Below are 19,460 nucleotides of genomic sequence, written 5' to 3' on the forward strand. Positions count from 1 at the left end.
TTCTCAACGCTTGGCAGTGTTGGTTCAAAGTTTGGCTTTTGTGATTATGGCACAATGGTTTAGGTCAGGCGGTGGCGTTGTTCACCCCTTAACGCGGCGTTATGTTCTAGGAGGTAAATTGAACATTAATTGGGAAAAAATTGAGAAAGTATTCAGGTTATTCTTCCCTGAGTTCTCAAACAAAGTAACTTGGGCTGTAGTCATTGCCGGTATCGGCCTGACATCGACTTCATTAGTGCAAAGTATTATCAATGCGTTCTTGGAAACTCAATTTAATATTAGAATTTTAGGTCCATACGATTCCCTTATCGGCGTTGTCCTAATTGCCTTTGGGTTGATTCACAACATATTGCTACAAAGAGAAAAAACTAAAATTGAGGTGAATGGCAAGATTGAAGTTAATAAACAAGCCATTGAGCATGACAAGGCTTTATTCGAGCACCTCGATAATATACTGGACGACGAATACTTAATGCGCTTCTTTGAGGGTGTAGAAGTAAATCATGCCTATTTTTATAGTAAAGTTAAGCCGCTCACGGACTTTATGTATGAAATTGGAAAGGTTAAAACTGAATTCGTACTGGAACCCATAGCATCATCTCTCAATCAATTAAAGCCAGTAACACGTCAACTGGACGAGTTTTTTGTCTGTAACTTTGATGCTTATGGTCCAGGGAGAGGTGATGATTTTTGGTTATGTTTACATCCTCAATGGAACTGTGACAGAGCTGGAAGTTGGGATGACTTCGAGGGATCTAAAAAATATGATGTCGCTATGAGGGAGCTATTTCAGATCATTGATAACTATAAAGAATTGTATAAAGTTTATCGGCTTAATGTGAAAAAAGAGTTATGCATTTAGTCCGAACATAACAAAGCATTTAAGAGTGATTCCCAACGCATGGCATTTTTCATTCCATCGTTGGGTTTTGTGTTTACGGTGGCTTGGTTGAGCTTTGTGGTAGCGTTGCTCACACCTTAACGCGGCGTTAAACGACATATGGAGGCTAATCAGGTGAAATTGAGTTTGATAGCTTTGCTGTTATGTTTTAGTTCATTTTGTTTTGGAGGCAATTTGGGGAAAGGGAAAGAAGACACCCAACACTTATTTGACTCGGTGCTGCCTTTCTTAAAGCAGCTGCAAATCGACAATATAGCACCACCGCGGTAGTTTACGATGTTCGTATTATGCTTCCTTCAGGTAAGGCTTCAGATGCAATAGCCGTTAATCTTGATCATAATTCTGGCTATTCTATTGTCGTGTATTTGCCTTACAAAAAAGTAAACCAAGCTATAGAGTACGGTGAACTATCAGTTCAAGAAGGTCGTGGAGCAATATTTAATTAAGCGCGTGATATGTGCGTTTAACAAACTGTTCAAGAGGGATTCGCAACGCGTGGCATTTTTACTATGCGTTGAATTTAGTGGTTAAGGTGGTATGCGGCGGCTTCGGTATTGCGTTGCTCACCCCTTAACAGGGCGTTAGTTTTATCAGGAGACATATGAGTACGACATTGACTTTAAAAAGTATTGCATTAGAAAAATTAAACAGAATACTAAACCCAAATTTTGAAACTAAGTTCATATGGGCGCTACTTGTCGCAGGGTTATCTTTACTGGGGTATCAAAGAGTAGTTCAATTGGGCTCCAGTATTGAGGTTCTTTCACCTGAGTGGTACGTAAAGTTATCCTTGAGTTCGGGAGCGGACACGTTTTTTGTATTTCTAGGCTTTATTTTTGTATTGATTTCTTGTGGACTATTTTATTTAAAATACTATCACCGTGACCTCGATAAGGTAGTAACTTACAAAAGTTTGAGAAAAGCTGCTTCTGCTATCAGGCCGTTGTTAGATGAAAATAGACGCATTTTTATGACATTTGGCCCAAACTCAGGCTCAGGCAGTACTGGCGACTTACGTCATGATATGTCGCTGTGGGAAGAGTTAAAGAAAACCCAAATAGTTCCGAATAACGATAAAATCCGTAATATCTTAGATTCTGTATCTGAGTTTAGTCAAAGCGAACAAGTTACAGTGTCTGACATTAAGTCTCATATTGAAGCATTTAAGAAACACTGTGAAGATCCGGAATTTGACTATTCAAATAACCAGTTTCCCCAATCATTTGCCGATTTAATTTTTTCTTATTGTGCAAAAAAACATAACAACGTAGACAAATACTCTTACTGGTTACGCAATGAAACTCTCGCTGAGAAAGCTAGAATTGAAAATATCCTGATTTTTGGAAGTGCGTTGTACGGAGAGGAAAAAATAGATGTCGATATTGTTATAAAAACTAATGATTCTTCAATAGAGCAAGTAAGGTCATTTTCAGCTTATATAACTGAGCTTAAAAATCGTTTTAAGGGCAAGTTTGGTTTAACTCTTCACGCTACAGTTTTTTCTGAACTGGAAGTGAAGTCTTATGAAGAGTTTATGCTAAAAATTCATTCAACCAAGAAGGTACTTTAGTATGGGGCGAAATCTTCACTATACAATTCCCCGCTTTCTACAAAAGGCACTTGACGAACATACGAAAGTGCGAGATTGGCAGAGAATCGATCATCCTCAGAACGACAACGATTTTATCTATCGTATCCGACGTACTGATGGACTCTCAGATATAGTTCTACATGCGGCAGACGACTATAGGTATTTGCTTACGAACTATTTTCAGAAGCCAGATAAAGTTGGGCAAGGTGCTTTTATTCTTATCGCAAGACCTGAAGGTGGCTATGCAGATGAGGTGGTCGACATAGCGAAGCAAGATGAAATTAGTATAGGTAAGTTTAGTGCCCTGATGGGAGCCTTATATCGAGAAGACCACTGGAATTATGTTCCCAAAGAACGTAGAGAATAAAACTAACAAACTGTTTAAGAGTGATTCGCAACGCGTGGCAGTTTTGCTATGCGTTGCGTTTAGTGTTTAAGGTGCTATGCGGAAGCATCGGTATTGCGTTGCTCACACCTTAACAGGGCGTTAGCTTAAATCATTAACAAGGATGTGTAATGAGAAACAAAAAATGGGTCTTTGCGGCGATTTTGCTCATTGGTGGCCCTTCACTATTGCCCTTTAGTTTGGAAGTGATTTCTGCAATCGAGTTATTTGGCCTTTTGGGTTTATGGACAATTTACTCATCCTATGCGGAATATTTGGTGAATCATCCTAGATTCAAAAGAGGTGTTTGCTTAGCGACTAGTTGGGACTTTCAGCCTCAGATGCTGTTCTCTCCAAGTGAGCTTAAGGCATGTCCCCAGCTAATTTTTCATATGCTTCCAGTTCAAAGCGCTATGGTTTGGACTCTGAATATTCTGTTTTGGGGCGGTGTGGCTTGGTGCTACATAATTTAAGCTAACAAGGCGTTCAAGAGGGATTCATGCCGCGTGGCATTTTTGGCATGCGGTGAGTTTTGGTAGTAAAAGTGGTCTGCGGAAAGCTGGTTTAGGCGGCATTCACCCCTTAACGCAGCGTTATATTTATCCACGTATTTCCATAATCCATTTGATGCTTATGTATGTGTGTAGTTATAATCAGAACACGCAACTTGGGCAAGGCTCTTTTTGCTAGAAGTGCATTCGCATCTTAGATGGTCAGGCGACTGTTGATGATAGTTATGTTGAATGGTTGCACACTTTGCTGCTTTCACTGCAACTGAGAGCAAATAATCGTTGGTAAGGATTGCAAAACCTTATTCAGCGCGTGACGGCCACTCACGTAAAATATCAGGATTAACTCTTGAGTCGGCTCGAGAATTATCAGGCGAACTTTATGTTTACTGTTAAAACTCGAAATATAGTGGTTTCAATTGATGTTGCTGCAATAATTAGGGCTTCGGCTTTATTGTTGGTGCTTTTTTTGTAACCTTTGGTTGGGGCATCTTTGCCCCAAACCATAAATCTCCACCAATATAAATATAACAAAGCGTTTAAGACGGATTCCCAACGCTTGGCATTCTCAGTTTGTTTCAACTTTAGTGTTTACGGCTCAATGCCTTAAGTTTGGTGGCCGCGTTGCTCACCACTTAACGCGGCGTTATGCTTAATCGCGCAAAATCAGTGGTTTATGGTTTTTCTTTGTTCCCTCGGCTGATTAGCTTCGAGCTAGTCGGCAAGTTGACTTAATTGGGCGCTGCTTTTCGGACTCTTATTCTTTGGCGCTGAAAATTCAGAGAATTGCCTCAATCAATTTTCAGGTAAGCGCGAGGTTAGGGTGGCTGGCTCAATCAGCAATTTGATCTTAGGTTTTTGATTTTTAGCAACCAAATTTCAAAGTCTGATTTTCAAAAATTATGAGTTATTTCAGTTTTTTAGGTTTTACCTTTTGTTAGCTAATCCTAGCCGAGTTAATCTTGGTTTTGGTAAAAATGTGGGCGTTGAAGCTTAAGCATAACAAAGCGTTTAAGTGGGATTTGGCACGCGTGGCATTTTCAGTTTGCGTTGAGTTCGGTGGTTACGGCACTGTGCGGTAGCTTTTGTATTGCGTGCCTGCACCCCTTAACGCGGCGTTATATGCTAATTATGTCCACTAAACTAAAGGTGCTTTATGGAACTAGATAAATTTGTAACAAAGACATTATTGATGATATCGAAGGGTGTTTATGATGCTCAAAATAGTAGTCCCGAATATGGCGTTAAAGTAAACGAGCTTCCAATTACCAGCTTTTCTCGCAATGATCCATTGTCTCAAAATGGAACTTTCATGCAGAATGTTACTTTCGACGTCGCAATTACTACTGAAGAGGTATCTGAAGGAGATGCGAAAATATCAGTTTTGGGTCTTTCTTTGGGTAAAAATGGCAGTTTCACAGATGTGTACTCATCGCGGATAAAATTTACAATCCCTCTATCTTTTCCCAGATCAAGTCTAGATAAACAATAGGCACGCATATAACAAGGCGTTCAAGTGGGATTCATGCCGCGTGGCATTTTTGGTATGCGGTGAGTTTTGGCGGTGAAAGTGGTCTGCTGGAAGTTGGTTTGAGCGGCACTCACCCCTTAACGCGGCGTTAGTTGCCAACGAGGAAAAACGTACCTAAAGCGGAATGTTAAGGGCTAATGTTCGTGTGTTTGGCTAGGTTTTCGTATTTCAATTTCTAACTATTTGGGTTTGTGAAAATCGAGTTTTGGTTTCTTGTGTGATTGGATTTTCTGTTTCGTAAGCTTATTTGGGTGTTGAAAGTCAGCTCGGTTAAATTATATCTGTCCAAAAGAGCTTTTTGGTGTTGTTAGCCCGTTTTCTACGGCGTTGTATGTTCCAAGTGGTTTCAGTGACAGGCGCTTTGAAACTACGCCTGATTCGAGTGTTCCAAAACACGTAAAGCTAGTGTTGGCAAAGCGGTAATAAACTCCAGATCCTAGCCTTGAGCTTGGCAACTAACAAAGCATTCAAGAGGGATTCACAACGCTTGGCAATTTTGGTTTGAATTGGCTTTAGTGTTTACGGCACAATGGTTTAGGTTAGGTGGTAGCGTTGTTCACCCCTTAATGCGGCGTTATGTAGCAAGGAGATACGGTGTGCTTAACTTTTTGAATAAAAAGTCTTATGTTCAGTCAGTTGCTAAAGATGTAGCTCCTAAACTGTGTGCTAAGTTTGGGAAAAAGCTCGTCTATTCGTTTCAGGAAATTAGTTGGGCATTGAGTGAGATTAAGCGTAGTGATGACCAGTTCTATAGGTCAGTTTCTTATGGCATGTTGTTGCCTTACAGTAAAGAGTTGACTATCGAGTTACAAGAAGACTTGGGTGACTTGTTAGAGTTTCAAAAGTCTGTCGGAGAGATCTTATTTAACGTGTCGGAAGTTCCATCGTTTGAAAGCTACCTGTTATATGCAGAGGTAAATTCAGCACCTAAATGTAGTGTTACGAACACGACTCTAGATAGTTCCGGTGGAGTAAACTTTCTTGATTTTGGTGGCGCTGACTAGCTACATAACAAGGCGTTTAAGAGGGATTCATGCCGCGTGGCATTTTTGGCATGCGGTGAGTTTTGGCGGTGAAAGTGGTCTGCGGAAAGCTGGTTTAGGCGGCATTCACCCCTTAACGCAGCGTTAGGCGCTATTCACTTTAGGATTAGGGATGAACGTAGAATTTAGAGTGATCAATTTGGCGCAAGATTATGATTTTTGCGTAGCTGCTCGAAAGGATGCTTACTATTGCAGTTTCGAGACCTTTTCGGGTTTTGATGATTTCATAGCAGGTTATCGAGAACGAATCCAAGAAAGGCAATCTGAAGCAGGTTGGTTTTACATCCATATCTGGTTGGATGGAAAATTGGTAGGGCAGTTAGAGTTTCGTTCCTTTTCACCCGAGCCAGAGACCGGTTATGTTCATTTGGTTTACTTGTTGCCTGAAGTTCGCGGTTCTGGTTTGAGCCAGCAAGTTCAGGTCTACATCGAAACAGAATTAGCACGAGCTGGTTGTGATCGTGCTGTGCTTTCCGTGAGTAGAACGAACGCAAGGGCGTTAAGGTTCTATAAGCGTAATGGTTGGGTATATTGTTGCGCTAATCCGAAGCACGATGAAACCGATTTTTACCAATTACAGCTGCGCGCCTAACAAAGCGTTAAAGAGGGACTTGGCACGCGTGGCATTTTCAATTTGCGTCGGGTTTAGTGGTTAAGGTGTGATGCGGTCACGTTTGTAGTGCGTGCCTGCGCCCCTTAACGCGGCGTTAGGCATTTCTTGGGATAGAACGCTTTGTGACCATGTTCTATGATCTTAAAATTAAAGGTAATTAACATGAATCAGTTTCGGTCTTTAAACATAGATGTTGTGGTTAATGGTGAAACAGTGAGAGTTGACGGTAAAAAAAGGACTAACTTTGTTAGAGACTACGGTTTGGATGAATTAATTCCTAATCGTTATTCTGAAATTCTTGTGGTCGATTTGCTGATGAATCTAGAGTTAAATGGTATCGACCCGAGAAGCATCATTGAACAAATTGAGCGTCTTGAACGGACAGACGTTGAAGGTTACACAAAGCAAGCTACTCAATTCAAACATGCCCCTTTATTCCCTCTTTGGCATCAGCACTACTTTTCAGCACATTATTTAATTCATAATATTCAAAATGAACACAGACGTAATTTTAAGAATATCTGGGATAAATCTATGGGTGAACAAGGGAGTCTTATAGAGCAACATCATATCAATAACTTATTACACAATGCCTTTGAAGGTGCGATTGAAACCCGTAGCGATGAAAAACGGATGACGGGAGAATGGTTAGTCTTTTCAGCTCAAGAAACTGGAAATGTGTACTTGTGTATGGCGACTCACACGACGGGAGATGAAAATATTTACAAAAAGTTGGCTTACTGTTGTGAACGTCAATTCCCGTTACTAGAACCGTTTGCTTCAGATCGCAGTAAAGCTGAGCGTCTAAAACAGTAAATGCCTAACAAACAATTTAAGAGTGATTCAGCACGCTTGCCATTTTGGGTTTGAATCAAGTTTAGTGATTATGGTGTTCAATTTGAGGTCTGTGGTCGCGTGCTTCACACTTTAATTGGGCGTTAGCCCTTTCGAGGAAAACAATGGATATTGTATTTGAAATTAATGTAACGGAAGCACAACACAAAGCTATTGAGACTTTGAGGAATCAGTCTTTTCCTGAGCATCAAGCCAATCGATCCTACTACAAGCAACTGCCTCATATGCGTGCTTTGCAATATGAAGGTGACATGCTCGTGGGCTATTTAGGGTTAGATTATCGCGCCGTGAAAGTCGGTGATGAAGTTTATAAAGTCTTGGGTATCATTGATTTCTGTGTTGCAGGACAATATCGAGGTAAAGGCATTGGGTCACTTATGCTTTCTGAAGTGTCGTCGTTTGCAAAGGGAAAAGGGGTTGATTTCATTATGCTAATCTCTGAACTAGATGGCTTCTATCTGAAGCATGGTTATAGCAAAGTCGAGACAATCCATTCTTGGTTACGGCTTAATGAACACACAAACTATGGTGTGGCAGTTGAGCATATTGACGATCTGTTTATCAAACCAGTAAGTGGCAAAGAGTGGGCAAATGGTCATTTGGACTGGTTAGGTTATATGTACTAATCGGCACAGGGCTAACAAAGCGTTAAAGAGGGATTCATGCCGCGTGGCATTTTTGGTATACAGTGAGTTTTAGTGGTGAAAGTGGTCTGCGGAAACTTGGTTTAGGCGGCATTCACCCCTTAACGCGGCGTTAGTACGGGGGTGGCATCAAAGGTTAAAAGTTTCAGTGTTTATTGGTTTCGTTTCCTAGCTTTACACCTGCACGGGCATGCCTTTCACGTTCTTTCCGGTGGCACTATATGCGGAGTTTCCGCTTTGACTTCAGCGTTTACGGTTTCTAATTTTTTGGCTATTTCGTGGGCGCGGCTTCTTTTGTGTTGTTGGCTTTTTAGCCTTCAATTCTGTACGTTGGTGTGGTTGTAAAAGTTTGGTGACCGAATCCTTTGCTAATTTGAAACTGGTCAAAATGGGGTAGTTTGGCGCGTTTTTCTTCTAGCCAATTTGCGGTTTGAAGTTGAGTTCTAGTTTGGCCGTTGTCCCTATAGTTTCAGCGTTTTAAGCCAACAGTTTCGTGCTATATTTCAATATGTTGGTGCATACCAGAAGGTTCAGGAACAGCGTACTAACAAACAATTTAAGAGTGATTCGGCACGCGTGGCATTTTTGGTTTGCGTTGGTTTTAGTGGTTAAGGTGGTATGCGGCAGCATCGGTATTGCGTGCCTCACACCTTAATTGGGCGTTAGTTGCCAAGGCGAAAAACGCAGCTAAAGCAGAATGTTTAGGGCTAATGTTCGTGCATTTCTGGCTCGGTTTTGTATTTCAAATTTTAGTCTTTCAGGATTGTGCAAATCAGGCTTTGGTTTTTTGTGGTCGGACTTTCTGTTTCAGAAACCGATTTACTGGTTGAAAGTCAGCTCTGTGATATTGTCTTTTCAAATGAGCTTTTTGGTGTCGTTAGCCCGTTTTCTACGGCGCTGTTTGTTCCAAGTGGTTTCAGTGACAGGCGCCTTGAAACTGCGCCTGATTTGAGTTTTTCACAACACACAAAGACAGTGTTGGCAAAGCGGCAATCAATTTCAAATCAAAGCTTTAGGTTTGGCAACTAACAAAGCATTCAAGAGGGATTCACAACGCTTGGCAGTTTTGGTTTGAATCGGCTTTAGTGTTTACGGCACAATGGTTTAGTTTGGGTGGAATGCGTTGTTCACCCCTTAATGCGGCGTTAGCTATCAATCGGAAATTGTGAGTGTCTATGAAGAATGAATATTATTGGTGGGATTTGGAAGGTTCTCGCTTCAAAGGGGTCTTATATGATTCGATCAATTGTTATTTTCTCCATGACTTGCCTTACCAAAATTGGCAAGAGTTTTCTGAAGCTGACCCACACATGGCTTACGCACATTTAACTTATGTTCGGTTTAATATGCTTGAGCAGCAGTTCATCGATTTACGGGTAATCCCTCAAATGCTTGGAGTTGAGACTGTTCCAGTGAAATCTAGTGTTCAAGATATAAACAGATACGACTGGCTTAAATCTATCGTAGACTTGACGCTATTTCGTTTTTCCAGTCTGCGAGATATAGCTTTCCACTTTGTGAATGAAGTCTTGGAGCTTGGTCTTTCCGACTTTCAGTTGAATATAAAGCAGCTGAAAAAGGCGCTTAAAACTCAGCATCCAGAAATTCTTGAAGACTTAATAATCTTAGATAAAACTGGTGAAGAACTGAGGACCGATCGTAATGACCGAGCTCATAAAGGTTTTAGTGAGCTTTATACAGGTGACGACCAGATGTTCAAAAACATGTCATGGATGGAGGGCAAAGTCATCGACAATACTGGTTATGATTTAGTCGGTATTTATGAAAGTTCCCGTGACAAAATTTGTGAACTAGTTGTGCAAGAGGTACAGGTTGCACTAAAAGCTACAATCAACTTAGTTGATAATTGCTATGCCCATTATCGTGATACACACCTTAGATTATCACGTGGCTCTGCAATGGGAGTGTCGCAACATTTTCCTCTGCACTGCGAAAAAGATAGCTAACAAAGCATTTAAGAGTGATTCCCAACGCATGGCATTTTTCATTCCATCGTTGGGTTTAGTGTTTACGGTGGTCTGGTTAAGTTTTGTGGTAGCGTTGCTCACACCTTAATGCGGCGTTATGTTGCCCCTATAAATTTGGAAATCTAGAGTTCGAAAATGATAAGAAAGTACAATTCACATGACTTAGATTCGGTTCTTGAAATCTGGCTTGAAGCCTCTGTTAAAGCGCATGATTTCGTCCCAGCGGACTTCTGGGAATCTCAAGTTGAGAGCATGCGTAATATTTACATTCCTGCTTCAGAAGTTTTCGTTTATGAAATCGAGTCGAAAACAGTTGGTTTTTATGCACTGTATGAAAATACTTTGGCAGCTATATTCGTATTTCCTCAATTTCAGGGTAAAGGCATTGGTAAGCAATTATTAAGTCATGCCAAAGCTCAAAGGGCGATCTTGAGCCTTTCCGTATACAAGGAAAATCAGGCTAGTTATCAGTTCTATTTGTCTCAAGGTTTCGCAGTCGTCAGTGAGCAACTGGACGAGCATACGGGACACCCAGAGTACACAATGAGTTCGGGCACATAACAAGGCGTTTAAGACGGATTCACAACGCTTGGCGATTTCAGTTCAAGTTAGCTTAAGTGTTTAAGGTAGAATGGTTTAGGTTTGGTGGTTGGCGTTGTTCACCACTTAACGCGGCGTTAGTTGCCAACGAGGAAAAACGTTCCTAAAGCAGAATGTTTGGGGCTAATGTCCGTATGTTTTTGGCTAGGTTTTCGTATTTCAATTTCTAGCTATTTGGGTTTGTGAAAATCGTGCTTTGATTTCTTGTACGGTTTGGTTTTTCTGTTTCAGACGCTGATTAGCTTGTTGAAAGTCAGCTCGGTTAAATTATCAGTCCAAAAGGGCTTTTTGGTGTTGTTAGTCCGTTTTCTACGGCGTTGTATGTTCCAAGTGGTTTCAGTGACAGGCGCTTTGAAACTACGCCTAATTTGAGTGTTTCAGAACACTAGAAATAGGTGTTGGCAAAGTTTCAATAAACTTCAAGTCACCGCCTTAGGCTTGGCAACTAACAAACTGTTCAAGAGGGATTCGCAACGCGTAGCATTTTTCCTATGCGTTGGCATTGGTGTTTAAGGTGGTATGCGGCGGCTTCGGTATTGTGTTGCTCACCCCTTAACAGGGCGTTAGTTTTTTCTTGGAGTTATGTGGATGTGGCAGTTCGTTGGTGAGATTGAATATGAGTGTTCAAGTTGTTCATCTTATGGAGAAATACCGATAGATGAGTTTGACTGTGAGTGTCTTGGTGGCAGTGAGCGCTCAATGGGTGACGAGGAGATTTACGAATTATCCTGCGCTTTTGAATGTGACGACTGCGCCCGCCCGATCAACTTGGCTTTCGAAGTTTCTGAGTATCCTATTGGTCTTATAAATTTCATAATCGACAAATGTGATGGCGCAACTGCCCTTAACGAACCCGATATCGAATATATTCGTGAAATTTATTCAGCTAGAGACCTCTTCGACCTTTATAGTTCTGTATCGGAATTAGTTATAGCTTTACAAGCTGAGCCTGCTTTGCTTACTGACTTAGAACCTCGTCAGTTCGAAGAAGTAACTGCAGAAATTTTCCGAGATAAGGGTTTTGAAGTTGAGTTAACCAAACGTACAAGAGACGGTGGCAAAGATGTTATTGCGTTCCATAAAGACCAACTCGGTATACGATCCAAATATATCATCGAATGTAAGCATTATGCTGATACCAATAAAGTTGGAGTAGACATCGTAAGAGCATTGTATGGCGTTAAAAACTCTCGTTCCGGCGGCAATGTAGGAATCATCGTAACCACATCTACTTTTACATCGGGAGCAAGAGAGTTCATTGAGAATGAGGCAACAACGAATTTAGATTTAACTTTGGCAGACAAAGAGCAATTACTTGAGTGGTTAAAGGGTTACGGAAAAAACTAACAAACTGTTTAAGAGTGATTCGCAACGCGTGGCATTTTTACTATGCGTTGCGTTTAGTGTTTAAGGTGGTATGCGGGAGCTTTGGTATTGCGTTGCTCACACCTTAACAGGGCGTTATGTAACTAGGAGGAAAAATGAAGATAAGTGAAATAAACGGCTTTGAGGCTACGGGCTTCGTCATTCGCACAACTAACGCGGGTGAAGTAAATCCATCGACTGCAAAAATTGGAGAGCTTTGGGCAAAGTTTTACGCAAATGCTGCGCCAAAATTGAATGAAAAATCAAAAGTTTTTGGCATTTACACAAACTATGAGTCTGATTTTACTGGGGCTTTTGACGTTATCGCTTGTTCGGATACTTTATCACCAGAAATATTATCAGACTCAGTAAAAGTGAACGTTACCTCTGGAAAATACGTAACTTTTGCTGCGAGCGGTGAAATGCCACAAGCAGTTATAGATCTTTGGGGCAAAGTCTGGAGTTATTTTAGCTCTGAAAATTGCCTTTACAAACGCGCATACACAACGGACTTTGAATACTATAAAAGCGCTCATGAAGTCGAGATCTCTATTGCTGTTAGGTAGTTACTTAGTATCAAGTTTGAAGTGCGACACTTTTTACAGATGCGCATGAATATACTCCGTTGGTGTCCTATACCCAAGTCTTTTGCGTGGGCGCGTATTTAATTTGTGTGCAATTTCATTGCAGAGCTTCTGTGTTACGTGTGACATAGAAGTTCGTTTTGGTAAGTATTGTCGTATCAAACCATTGGTGTTTTCATTAGTCCCTCGCTCCCATGAATGGTATGGATTTGCAAAGTAAAACAGACAGTTATGATGTTTTTCCAGTTGTGCATAACCATGAAATTCAGTGCCGTTATCCGCAGTTATCGTCTTAAAAGGTAAGTCAGAGCGGGTCATGATTTTGCTCATTCTTACGTTGAGCGACTCGCTTGTTCTATCGTCCATTTGCCCTATAAAAGTGTAGCCAGTCATTCTGTCGACTAAAGTTACGATACAGTGCTTGGTTCCGCGGCCAACGACGGTATCAATTTCCCAATGGCCAGGCTCATTTCGATGCTCAGCTTTTGCAGGTCTTTCGGTAATATGACGCTTTGCTGCCAGCCGACCTCGGCTGTCTTTTGAGTTATATCTTTTGCGCCTTTTCTTGGTCGATTGGCGTAGATGTTTCCATAGTGTTCCACCGAGAGTTTTGTCGTTCCAAATATGCTGATAAATGAGCTCGTGGCTCATTGTTGGATAGCCTCTTACCCTTAGGTATCCGACGATTTGGTCAGGGCTCCAATCCAGTCGTAGCAAGGCTTCAGGTAACCTGAAGTCGATTTCGCTATAGCGCTTGTTTCTGCGCGAGCGGCTTAGCCGGTTGCGAGCCATCTGTTGGGCTCTCCATGCTTGATAGGAGAACCTTCTAAAGTGTCTGTTGTATCGGGAATTACGTTCAATTTCTCGATAGATAGTAGCTTTGTGACGACCTAGTTGTTTAGCTATTTTAGCGGTACTAATTCCTTGCTTTCTGAGCGCAGAAATCATATACCTTTCGTTCTCAGTGAGGTGCGTGTATCTCATGTTTTTTACTTCTTGGCGGGAGCAAACTTCATGATTATCGCATCTCACTGTTTTTATGTTCAGAGGTGTCGCACTTCGTACTTGAATCCAAGTTACATAACAAACTGTTTAAGAGTGATTCGCAACGCGTGGCATTTTTACTATGCGTCGGTTTTAGTGATTAAGGTGGTATGCGGGAGCTTCTGTATTGCGTTGCTCACACCTTAACAGAGCGTTATGCGACAAGGCTAAATTTTAATATAACTTCAATTTCGTTCTCTTTGGCAATTCGTTTTTTGGTTTCGGCAAATCAGCATTGTCGGCTCAAATCCTTGAATCACTCAAACCATAAAACATGCAAAAGTTCGTGAAGCTGCCTCATTAAAAATCGCATTTGGCCGAGGTAAGGTTTTCGGGCGTAAAGTGTGGAAAGGGCAGGTTTACGGAAAGTCGGTAATTGCTGATATTTCGGCTCGTTGAATTTCTCACAATCAAAATCCAAATCTTCGCTTTAAAGCTGCGTTCCGCACTCGTGGTGACCTTTTTACGAAATGTTGAATCTGTCGGTTCTTGAATCACAAAAAGTCATCTGAGCGTTTGTAGTTTGTCGTGTTTAAGGTAATGTTTTCGTTAGCCAATTTAGCATTGCCGAAAAATCGCATAACAAACAATTTAAGCAGATTCGCAACGCGTGGCAGTTTTGGTTTGCAGTGAGTTTTGCGTTTATGGTGCAATGCGGTAGCGTTTGTACTGCGTTGCTCACTACTTAATTGGGCGTTATGTGTTTGGAGATAGTCATGGCTAGGTATGGAGCTTTGTTCATGCTGCTTTTTGCTAGTTTTTCAAGTTTAGCGACAACCTTAGTGACAAAGAACTATGTTGTTTCGATAGCATCAAACTGCATGGAAGGCGAGGTTACTTGTGATGATGTAACTTATTATGGCAAGTCTAAGAAATCTGGTGATGAGATTATTCTTAAAGGTCACACGTTACATACTCATTTGTCAGATGGTACTCCTTCAAAATTTTTGGGTTATAAGTTCACTAATAGTAACGTTGTTTACATGATTTCAGATTCTGGTGTACTAACAGTAACTCAAGATGAAAAAGTTTTGGTGAGTGAGCAGGGGCAGTGGGACTAGTTGAACCACACACATAACAAGGCGTTAAAGCGGGATTCATGCCGCGTGGCATTTTTTGTATGCAGTAAGTTTTGGTGGTGAAGTGGTCTGCGGAAAGTTGGTTTATGCGGCATTCACCCCTTAACGCGGCGTTATGCTTAATCACGTAAAATCAGTGGTTTATGATTTTTCTTTGTTCCCTCGGCTTTTCAGTTTTGTGTTTGTCGGCAAGCCGGCTTTTTCGAGCGCTGTTTTTCGGACACTTATTCTTTGGCGCTAAAAACTCTGAGAATTGCCTCAATCAATTCTCGGGCAAGCGCGAAGTTAGGGCGGTTGGCTCAATCAGAAATCCATTTCTAGGTTTTCAAACTTCAAACCAGATGTGCCAAAATTCCGAGCCTGATTATCAAAACTATGATTCATTTCGGTTTTCTACGTTTTGGCTTTTGTTTGTAAATCAAAGTCGAGTTAATCTTGGTTCTATTAAAACGTAACCCATTGAAGCTTAAGCATAACAAGGCGTTTAAGTGGGATTTGGCACGCGTGGCATTTTCAGTTTGCGTTGGGTTCAGTAGTTACGGCACTGTGCGGTAGCTTTTGTATTGCGTGCCTGCACCCCTTAACGCGGCGTTAGTTGCTAGCGAGAAAAACGCAGCTAAAGCAGAATGTTTAGGGCTAATGTTCGTGCATTTTTGGCTCGGTTTCGTATTCCAAATTTTAGTCTTTTAGGTTTGAGCAAATCAGCTTTGGTTTTTTGTGGTCGGACTTTCTGTTTCAGAAGCCAATTCACTTGTTGAGAGTCAGCTCTGTGATATTGTCTTTTCAAATGAGTTTTTTGGTGTTGTTAGGCTGTATTCAAAGGCGTTGTATGTTCCAAGTGGTTTCAGTGACAGGCGCTTGGAAACTGCGCCTGATTTGAGTTTTCCAAAATACGCAAATACAGTGTTGGCAAAGCGGCAATTAACTTCAAATCAAAGCTTTAGGTTTGGCAACTAACAAAGCATTCAAGAGGGATTCACAACGCTTGGCAGTTTTGGTTTGAATAGGCTTTAGTGATTACGGCACAATGGCTTAGGTTAGGTGGTGGCGTTGTTCACCCCTTAATGCGGCGTTATACCTTATCGGAGAAAATTACATGGAGTTAGTTGTACCATCGCAAGAGTTTAAGTCTGCTTTTGAACGGTTCTATGAGGACTTTGCTCAAAACGATGTTGAAAATGCTGATTATTACCTTGAAGGTAAAGTTGATTTTTCCAAATATGTTCAGCGCTTGAGTGACGAAGCTAAGGGTATAAACTTACGTGACGGTTATGTACCATGTAGTCATTTCTGGCTGATAGATAGTGTAAGGTCTATCCTCGGAGTTATTCGGGTTCGCCATAATATTGACAATGATTTCCTCTCTTTAGAAGGTGGGCATATTGGCTACGATATAGCCCCCTCATATCGTAGAAAGGGTAACGGTAAGTTAATGCTGAAGTTGGCGCTTTCGAAAGCTGCCGCTCTTGGCATCGAGCGAGCACTGCTGACTGCTGATGAAGATAACTTTGCATCGCGTGGTGTTATCGAAGCTAACGGTGGTGAGTTTGAAAAAATCGTTATAGGTAAGATGTTTCCAAATCCTTTAGCTAGGTATTGGGTCAGCTGTAAGTAACGGTATAACAAAGCGTTTAAGTGGGATTTGGCACGCGTGGCATTTTCAGTTTGCGTTGGGTTCAGTGATTACGGCACTGTGCGGTAGCTTTTGTATTGCGTGCCTGCACCCCTTAACGCAGCGTTAGCTTTACAAGGAGAATTGTATGAAAGTTTGGTTAATTGAAGACGAGATTAAAGTCCAAGTTGCTCTTTGGTATTACAAAAAGCTGAAACCACAGTGCACGGAGGATGAAATTGAGACTACTTTAAAGAGGCTGATAAAACAGGGCTACAAAATCGCGTATCTAAATGATGGTGCGGATGATTATGGAATAGCCGGTTTTTTTCTTCGGGAAAATTTTTCTCATGGAAAACACCTTCATATTGAAGACTTGCTAACAAAGGGAGAAATCCAAAGTCATAACGAAAATTATCTAAACAATGATGTTTATTCCCATGTGGATCCTGATGAATATTATGGTGGTATTTTTCTTATAAAGTGGCTAAAGAAGTATGCTAGAGAAAATGGCTGTAGTCATATCAAGATTGATTCTTCAGTCAACGAGGTTTACTCACATAGATACTTATTAAAAACTGGTTTTGACATTAAAGCACATGCTTGTTCGTTATTACTTCCACAAAATGAAAGCTAACAATCTGTTTAAGAGTGATTCGCAACGCATGGTATTTTTACTATGCGTTGCGTTTAGTGTTTAATATGGTGTGCAGGAGCTTCAGTATTACGTTGCTCACACCTTAACAGGGCGTTATGCTTAATCACTTAAAATCAGTGGTTTATGTTTTTCTTTGTTCCCTTAGCTGATTTGTTTTGTGCTTGTCGGCAAGTTGACTTCATTGGGCGCTGCTTTTCGGACACTTATTCTTTGGCGCTGAAAATTCAGAGAATTGCCTCAATCAGTTTTCAAGCAAGTGCGAGGTTAGGGTGGCTGGCTCAATCAGCGATTTGATCTTAGCTTTTTGAGTTTTAGCGGCCGAATTTCAAAACTATGAGTCATTTCGGTTTTCTACGTTTTGGCTTTTGTTTGTAAATCAAAGTGGAGTTAATCTTGTTTCCAGAAAAACGTAACCCATTGAAGCTTAAGCATAACAAGGCGTTCAAGAGGGATTCATGCCGCGTGGCATTTTTGGTATGCAGTAAGTTTTGGTGGTGAAGTGGTCTGCGGAAAGTTGGTTTATGCGGCATTCACCCCTTAACGCGGCGTTATGTGTTTAAGAGGAAATGATGATTGATGTACGTTTAAAGCAATTTTGGTTGGATGAACTTAAAGCCTCGGCACATTTTTTAGAGGGGCTTTATCGCTCACAAGAGTGGCATGAACGACTAGAATATGAGGTTGAAAAATCGATATTTGTTGGGTTTTACGCTATCCGAAAATTGCGGGAAAACGGGCATTTAGATCAAGGCGTATCCAGCCTTAATTGGACATTAACAGCTTACCCCTCTTCCGAAGAGGCAAAGTCAGAAAAGTGGATTCGTAATTACAATCACAGTAAGGGCTTTGATAAGCAGTTTAGTCTAAAGAAAATTTGCCACCAATTTGTTCATAGTGTTCATTTTTCGCCATTTGTACCCGACGGGAACTTTTGTGTGGGCTTCTATTTTGTTTCTGACTACGACAGTAAGAAAGAATTGTATTATATTCAGTTGGTTAATGTTCTGAGTGTTTTTTTAAGTGTAGCAAGTGGAAAGAATGTGAAGCTAAAAGTTGAGCACAGTGAGAATAGTCTTTCTGTCAATTTAGCCAACACATAACAAAGCGTTTAAGACAGATTCCCAACGCTCGGCATTTTCGGTTTGCTTCAAATTTAGTGTTTACGGCACAATACTTTAAGTTTAGTGGTCTGCGTTGCTCACTACTTAACGCGGCGTTATGCTTAATCACGTAAAATCAGTGGTTTATGGTTTTTTTTGTCCCCTCTGCTTTTCAGTTTGGTGTTTGTCGGCAAGTTGGCTTTTGTGAGCGCTATTTTTCGGACACTCATTCTTTGGCGCTGGAAATGCAGAGAATTGCCTCTATCAATTCTCGGGCAAGCGCGAGGTTAGGGCGATTGGCTCAATCAGAAATCCACTTCTAGGTTTCTAAGTCTGAGTGGCCAGACTCCCGAGTCTGATCATCAAAACTATGAGTCATTTCGGTTTTCTACGGTTTGGTTTTTGTTTGTAAATCAAAGTCGAGTTAATCTTGGTTCTGGTCAAACTAAGCCATTGAAGCTTAAGCATAACAAAGCGTTCAAGTGGGATTCATGCCGCGTGGCATTTTTGGTATGCGGTGATTTTTGCGGTGAAAGTGGTGTGCGGAAGGTTGGTTTAGGCGGCATTCACCCCTTAACGCGGCGTTAGGCGACGGGCAGGAACGTTCTTTGTTCTCATCTTCTTTGTTCTCATCTTCTTAGTTCTCATCTTCTTAGTTCTCTTTGAGCATTCGTTTTTCTAAGTCGGCAATTTGGTATTGTCGGCTCAAATCCTTGAATCTCTCCAACCGTAAAACATGCCAAAATTCGTGGGTTGCCTCATTATTTTTCAGTGTTGGATGGCGGTGAGTTTGACTTGCTCAAAGTGTGGCAAGGGCAAGTCAATTGAGGCTTTCGATTTCGCTGCTAGTTTGTCGCTTTGGCATTTTCGGGCTCAAATCCCGCTTTGTTGCTGAAGGTCAGCATTTCGTGGTCGTTGGAATTTTGGCTGAAATATAGTGATATTTTGGTTCTTGAATCACAAAAAGTCAGTGGGTGTTTGGTTGCTTATTCGGTTTCGGGTAATCTGCTTTCAAACAACCTTAAACCCCGCTGGGAAACTTCGCCTAACAAGGCGTTTAAGGCGGATTCACAACGCTTGGCGATCTCAGTTTAAATTGAATTTAGTGTTTAAGGTACAATGGTTTAGGTTTGGTGGTTGGCGTTGTTCACCACTTAACGCGGCGTTATGTTTAATCACGTAAAATCAGTTGTTTGCACTCTTTTTTGTTCACGTAGCTTTCAAGTTTTTCCCTTGTCGGCAAGCTAACTTCAGTGGTCGCTGTTTTCTGGACTCCTATTCGCGGGCGCGAAAAATTCAGAGAATTGCCTCATTGAAATCCAGTGTGTTGGCGAGTGTTCTCTATCCCAAAGTTAGAG

The 19,460-nt window shown here is 41.3% G+C and carries 19 protein-coding genes; 18 read left to right on the forward strand and 1 reads right to left on the reverse strand.

The window, feature by feature from the left end; translation table 11 throughout:
• Window positions 1–16: 16 nt before the first annotated feature.
• The 14 genes from VV1_RS11545 to VV1_RS11610 all read left to right on the forward strand — a co-directional run bounded on the left by VV1_RS11545 (window position 17) and on the right by VV1_RS11610 (window position 12,591).
• The gene (locus VV1_RS11545; protein ID WP_243742157.1) at window positions 17–862 is read left to right on the forward strand and encodes a hypothetical protein; all 846 of its coding nucleotides are present in this window, start codon (window positions 17–19) and stop codon (window positions 860–862) included.
• 640 nt (window positions 863–1,502) lie between these two features.
• Window positions 1,503–2,471, forward strand: coding sequence for a hypothetical protein (locus tag VV1_RS11550; protein WP_011080301.1), 969 nt, complete (start codon window positions 1,503–1,505; stop codon window positions 2,469–2,471).
• 1 nt (window position 2,472) lies between these two features.
• The gene (locus VV1_RS11555; RefSeq protein ID WP_011080302.1) at window positions 2,473–2,859 is read left to right on the forward strand and encodes a hypothetical protein; all 387 of its coding nucleotides are present in this window, start codon (window positions 2,473–2,475) and stop codon (window positions 2,857–2,859) included.
• A 149-nt stretch (window positions 2,860–3,008) separates the two neighbouring features.
• A complete protein-coding gene (locus VV1_RS11560; protein ID WP_043920998.1) occupies window positions 3,009–3,350 on the forward strand; it encodes a hypothetical protein in 342 nt (113 codons plus the stop codon).
• Between the two features lie 1,192 nt (window positions 3,351–4,542).
• Entirely contained in the window at window positions 4,543–4,878 is a 336-nt protein-coding gene (locus VV1_RS11565; protein ID WP_011080303.1) for a hypothetical protein, read from the forward strand.
• A 635-nt stretch (window positions 4,879–5,513) separates the two neighbouring features.
• The gene (locus VV1_RS11570) at window positions 5,514–5,921 is read left to right on the forward strand and encodes a hypothetical protein (RefSeq protein ID WP_193387253.1); all 408 of its coding nucleotides are present in this window, start codon (window positions 5,514–5,516) and stop codon (window positions 5,919–5,921) included.
• A gap of 151 nt (window positions 5,922–6,072) precedes the next feature.
• Entirely contained in the window at window positions 6,073–6,552 is a 480-nt protein-coding gene (locus VV1_RS11575) for a GNAT family N-acetyltransferase (RefSeq protein ID WP_011080305.1), read from the forward strand.
• Window positions 6,553–6,735: 183 nt separating this feature from the next.
• Complete coding sequence (locus VV1_RS11580) at window positions 6,736–7,389, forward strand: hypothetical protein (RefSeq protein ID WP_043920999.1); 654 nt, start codon at window positions 6,736–6,738, stop codon at window positions 7,387–7,389.
• 143 nt (window positions 7,390–7,532) lie between these two features.
• Window positions 7,533–8,054, forward strand: a complete 522-nt coding sequence (locus VV1_RS11585; RefSeq protein WP_011080307.1) for a GNAT family N-acetyltransferase — start codon at window positions 7,533–7,535, stop codon at window positions 8,052–8,054.
• 783 nt (window positions 8,055–8,837) lie between these two features.
• The gene (locus tag VV1_RS23410; RefSeq protein ID WP_011080308.1) at window positions 8,838–9,101 is read left to right on the forward strand and encodes a hypothetical protein; all 264 of its coding nucleotides are present in this window, start codon (window positions 8,838–8,840) and stop codon (window positions 9,099–9,101) included.
• Window positions 9,102–9,247: 146 nt separating this feature from the next.
• Window positions 9,248–10,039, forward strand: a complete 792-nt coding sequence (locus tag VV1_RS11595; protein ID WP_043921000.1) for a Cthe_2314 family HEPN domain-containing protein — start codon at window positions 9,248–9,250, stop codon at window positions 10,037–10,039.
• A gap of 156 nt (window positions 10,040–10,195) precedes the next feature.
• Window positions 10,196–10,621, forward strand: a complete 426-nt coding sequence (locus tag VV1_RS11600; RefSeq protein WP_011080310.1) for an N-acetyltransferase — start codon at window positions 10,196–10,198, stop codon at window positions 10,619–10,621.
• Between the two features lie 627 nt (window positions 10,622–11,248).
• Window positions 11,249–12,007, forward strand: a complete 759-nt coding sequence (locus tag VV1_RS11605; RefSeq protein WP_043921001.1) for a restriction endonuclease — start codon at window positions 11,249–11,251, stop codon at window positions 12,005–12,007.
• Window positions 12,008–12,141: 134 nt separating this feature from the next.
• A complete protein-coding gene (locus VV1_RS11610; RefSeq protein WP_043921002.1) occupies window positions 12,142–12,591 on the forward strand; it encodes a GyrI-like domain-containing protein in 450 nt (149 codons plus the stop codon).
• 33 nt (window positions 12,592–12,624) lie between these two features.
• Here VV1_RS11610 and VV1_RS11615 read toward each other — a convergent pair whose 3' ends face one another.
• Window positions 12,625–13,593, reverse strand: coding sequence for an IS30-like element ISVa6 family transposase (locus tag VV1_RS11615; protein WP_011080312.1), 969 nt, complete (start codon window positions 13,591–13,593; stop codon window positions 12,625–12,627).
• A gap of 776 nt (window positions 13,594–14,369) precedes the next feature.
• Here VV1_RS11615 and VV1_RS11620 point away from each other — a divergent pair.
• From VV1_RS11620 to VV1_RS11635, 4 genes are all read left to right on the forward strand, one after another.
• Window positions 14,370–14,714, forward strand: a complete 345-nt coding sequence (locus VV1_RS11620) for a hypothetical protein (protein ID WP_043921003.1) — start codon at window positions 14,370–14,372, stop codon at window positions 14,712–14,714.
• A 1,114-nt stretch (window positions 14,715–15,828) separates the two neighbouring features.
• Window positions 15,829–16,347, forward strand: a complete 519-nt coding sequence (locus VV1_RS11625; protein ID WP_011080315.1) for a GNAT family N-acetyltransferase — start codon at window positions 15,829–15,831, stop codon at window positions 16,345–16,347.
• Window positions 16,348–16,492: 145 nt separating this feature from the next.
• Window positions 16,493–16,981, forward strand: a complete 489-nt coding sequence (locus VV1_RS11630) for a hypothetical protein (protein WP_043921004.1) — start codon at window positions 16,493–16,495, stop codon at window positions 16,979–16,981.
• A 587-nt stretch (window positions 16,982–17,568) separates the two neighbouring features.
• The gene (locus tag VV1_RS11635) at window positions 17,569–18,102 is read left to right on the forward strand and encodes a hypothetical protein (RefSeq protein WP_133295511.1); all 534 of its coding nucleotides are present in this window, start codon (window positions 17,569–17,571) and stop codon (window positions 18,100–18,102) included.
• The last annotated feature ends 1,358 nt before the right edge of the window (window positions 18,103–19,460 follow it).

The organism is Vibrio vulnificus CMCP6, assembly GCF_000039765.1.
Classification (GTDB): domain Bacteria; phylum Pseudomonadota; class Gammaproteobacteria; order Enterobacterales; family Vibrionaceae; genus Vibrio; species Vibrio vulnificus_B.